The sequence below is a fragment of the Rhodococcus sp. CX genome, from assembly GCF_015865005.1.
Classification (GTDB): Bacteria; Actinomycetota; Actinomycetes; order Mycobacteriales; family Mycobacteriaceae; genus Rhodococcus.
In genome coordinates this window covers 1-2,966 of record NZ_JADZGH010000116.1, presented here as the reverse complement: position 1 = coordinate 2,966, position 2,966 = coordinate 1, and the positions used below count along the sequence as shown (strand labels likewise).

Below are 2,966 nucleotides of genomic sequence, written 5' to 3'. Positions count from 1 at the left end.
TCGGTCTCCATTCGGCGCCTGCATCGGCTGTCGGCCAGCGATGGTGACCAGGCGGTCGAGACCGCCCGATTCTGCGCTCGACCCGGGGTCTCGGCGCTGAATCATCGCCTCCACTGACGTGCGTGGCCGAGTCCGATGAGTCCGACCTCGTGCTTTGGCGCAGCGCTGAGGCGTCATCGTCACGGATACCGTCCTCCGACACCGAGGTTCGGGAGTGCCGGGCCGCGGCACGGTCGATGGGATCGGCTGCGAGGATGCGCTCGAGGTCGTCGTGCCCTGGTTCGTGCTGGTGGCGATCGATGCCTCGGTCTGACTCACGGGGCGATCATGACATGGGTATCCGACGGGCTGGTCGGCGCCGAGACCCGCGATCGGCGACCCAGCGGGCCAGCCGACTGGCCGCCCGGTTGCCGGTCCCTCCGGGACAGAAAGATGCTGAATCACCCTGGAATTGGTGAAGCATCCGGAGTTTCTGCACCTTGCAATCTGCATGTGTATGTTGTACACAAGGTGATGTGAATGATGTACACACCTCGGCGAGGAGGGCTCCCGACGAGCTTGTGGGTCTTGCCGAAGTTGCCGAGCTCGCTGGCGTGGCGCGCAACGTGATCTCGAACTGGAGGGTGAGGGATTCTCGGTTTCCCCGCCCTGCAGCAGAACTGGCTGCGGGACCTGTGTTCCGATATGAACAAATCGAGCGGTATCTCGCTCGGAAGAGGAGAAGCATGACCTACGTCATCAGCATGATCAACCTCAAGGGCGGAGTAGGCAAGACCACCACCACGGTGGCATTGGCAGAGATCCTGGCGGGGGAACTAGGCAAGAGCGTTCTCGTCATCGACCTGGACCCTCAGACCAACGCAACGACAATGCTCCTCGGCGAAAAGGCTTGGCATGCCGCCAACGAGAAGGGGCACACAATTGCGACCCTGTTCAAGGACTCACTTCGTCCAGAGGAGAAACCGGCCGAGTTCGATCTAGTCGGCACATTGCATACGCAGGTTTCCCCGGTCGCATCCGTAAAGAAGCTAGATCTTCTGCCCAGCAGCCTGGACCTCATCGATGTTCAGGACCGCCTCGCGGCTGTTCCCGGTGGCCGTTACTACACCGACCGCCCTGTCGACCTGTTGTACAAGGCCACCCGCAAGCTTCTCCCGGAATACGACTACGTGCTGATCGACTGCCCACCCAACCTGGGAATCATCACACTCAACGGCCTACGCATGTCTAATGCCTACATCATTCCCACCAAGCCCGACATCTTGAGCACCTACGGCATCCCTCAGATCCTCACCCGAATCGCGGGCTTTGCCGAGGGGCTTGCCAACGACGACATCGTTCCCCTGGGCATCGTGATCAACATGTACAGGAAGACTACCGCGGTCCACGACAACACTCTTCGCAGTCTGCGGGCCGACGCCAAAGCCGGAAAACTGCCTCCCTTGTTCGACTCGGTCATCCCCTATGGAAATGCAATGGAAAGCGCCGCAGAATTCGCCACCGCATCCACCCTTCGTCAACGGTGGGGATACCAAGGGCACTTCGACCATCTCAAGGCCCTCGCCATTGAAGTCGACTCTCGGGCGCAGGCGCAGTTGTGACACACACGGATAACGACATGATCACTTCGGGCCGGAACGCCCAGCACGCGTTGGACAGCCTTGCCCGCTCCCGGGCAAACCTTGCCGACGCCCTGTCCGATCTTGTAGCTGTGGTGGCGACCGAAGCTGAGGAGAACCCGCGCTTCGCCGAACGCTTGACTCAAGTTCTAGTCAAAGTTCGCGCCGACGTGGAGTCCTCCTCACCGGCCAAAGTCAAACGACCACGTCGTGAGCCAGGACCGTGGGATCCGTACGTCGTCTACGCGGAGTCCGGAGAGATCGGTCTTCGGGAACGACTGCAAGCACTGGACCTTGAGCAGTTACGCAACATAGTGGCCGAACATGCCATGGACAATGACCGCCTCGCGATGAAGTGGCGCAATCCCGAACGGGTTATCGAGCGGATCGTCGAACGCGTCATGGACCGTGCCACCAAGGGGGACAGTTTCAGAAACATCTGAAGATGTTCGGAACAGTTCTCACGTCTGCATTGGTCGGGAGCCAACCAGTCACCACGAACGAAGAGGCACGGTCTCCCAATTCTCGATCGTGGTCGCCGCGCTGGGCCGCGAGTGGCTGGACGAGGCGGGATTGTGACATCTCCTGATCAGCGAACGATCACATCGGTACGGCACCGACGCCGGCAAGACGGGAAGGACGCGAGGTGACTGTTAGGGATGCGTTTCGAGTAGCACAGTTCTGACGATCGGGTAGCGGCCGGACGGGTACCGGATAGCGGCGACACCTGCCCGACCACGGCGCCCAACTATCGGGCGTCCGCCAGATGTCGGCGCATGTTCGGCCCGTCCAGGGCGATGATCTCGGCGCCATCACCAGTGCATCGAACGTGTCGCCAGGGATCCGGTGCGCGAGGCCCGCTTCCGTCACTCTGGAGGTTTGCGTCCCCTCGTCGTTGGTTATGGTTTGCGTTTGCCTTGGCTAGGGAGCCCTCCGGAGATCGTCCGGATCGAGGTGGAGGTGGGGCGGTCGGCGTGGTCGGCGGCGTGGGCAGCTGTCGACTTCGAGTGGCGCTTGCGCTGCTGTTTGATCCGATTCCGGGCGTCGAGTTGGTCCGCGTAGCGCTCGCACGCGCCGCAGACGGTGGTCTTGTGCGCTCGGATGTCGTCGAGTACGTCGCTGGATGAGTGGCGTACGGCTCGGGCTTGTAGGGGTGTCCCGCACAGTGCTGTGCCGTAGTACGCGTTTATTTGGTGCCATTTCGTGGTGATGGCCCATTGCTTGGTCTCGTCGATCACGGCTCGGAGGCTATCTCCGGTCGCTGGGCTGCGTCAGCGCGGTCCGTCGGGTGGTGGCTGTGATGGCGCTCATTGATCCTGCTCAGTCCTGCTCACCGAAAGTGCTCAC

The 2,966-nt window shown here is 61.6% G+C and carries 3 protein-coding genes; 2 read left to right on the top strand and 1 reads right to left on the bottom strand.

Translation table 11 applies throughout. From position 1 onward, the window contains the following. Positions 1-725 precede the first annotated feature (725 nt). The gene (locus tag I0Q12_RS12635) at positions 726-1,601 is read left to right on the top strand and encodes a ParA family protein (protein WP_197252247.1); all 876 of its coding nucleotides are present in this window, start codon (positions 726-728) and stop codon (positions 1,599-1,601) included. A 17-nt stretch (positions 1,602-1,618) separates the two neighbouring features. Further along, complete coding sequence (locus I0Q12_RS32725) at positions 1,619-2,062, top strand: hypothetical protein (protein ID WP_231610537.1); 444 nt, start codon at positions 1,619-1,621, stop codon at positions 2,060-2,062. Between the two features lie 456 nt (positions 2,063-2,518). On the opposite strand, the gene I0Q12_RS12625 is transcribed toward I0Q12_RS32725, so the two are convergent. Next, complete coding sequence (locus I0Q12_RS12625) at positions 2,519-2,857, bottom strand: hypothetical protein (protein WP_197252246.1); 339 nt, start codon at positions 2,855-2,857, stop codon at positions 2,519-2,521. Between the last annotated feature and the right edge of the window lie 109 nt (positions 2,858-2,966).

What these genes read in the sequence shown, in the direction of transcription:
- I0Q12_RS12635 (WP_197252247.1), top strand. Translation starts at nt 726, where the DNA reads ATGACCTACGTCATCAGCATGATCAACCTCAAGGGCGGAGTAGGCAAG.
- I0Q12_RS32725 (WP_231610537.1), top strand. Translation starts at nt 1,619, where the DNA reads ATGATCACTTCGGGCCGGAACGCCCAGCACGCGTTGGACAGCCTTGCC.